Source organism: Streptomyces sp. CA2R106 (assembly GCF_037034245.1).
In the GTDB taxonomy this organism is placed as follows: Bacteria; Actinomycetota; Actinomycetes; order Streptomycetales; family Streptomycetaceae; genus Actinacidiphila.
Map to the genome: position 1 here is coordinate 1 of NZ_JBAGKC010000213.1, position 277 is coordinate 277.

Annotated in this window: 1 protein-coding gene; it reads left to right on the plus strand. The window is 74.7% G+C overall.

What is annotated here, in order from left to right; genetic code table 11:
- Nucleotides 1-87: 87 nt before the first annotated feature.
- A partial coding sequence (locus WA788_RS36175; RefSeq protein ID WP_335984720.1) for a hypothetical protein occupies nucleotides 88-277 on the plus strand: 190 nt, incomplete at its 3' end.

Below are 277 nucleotides of genomic sequence, written 5' to 3' on the forward strand. Positions count from 1 at the left end.
GATGCGGTGGCGGAGTTGCATGGGTTGGGGGTGCGGCGGTTTGTGGAGGTGGGGCCGGCTGCGGTGTTGGCGGGGTTGGTGGGGCAGGTGGTGGAGGCGGATGGTGTGGCGGTGCTGCGGCGGCGGGTGCCGGAGGTGCGGGCGGTGGTGGAGGCGGCCGGTGCGGTGTTCGTCCGGGGTGGTGCGGTGGACTGGGCGGCGGTGCTGGCCGGTGGGCGGCGGGTGGAGTTGCCGACGTACGCGTTCCAGCACGAGCGGTACTGGCTCGACGCCCCGG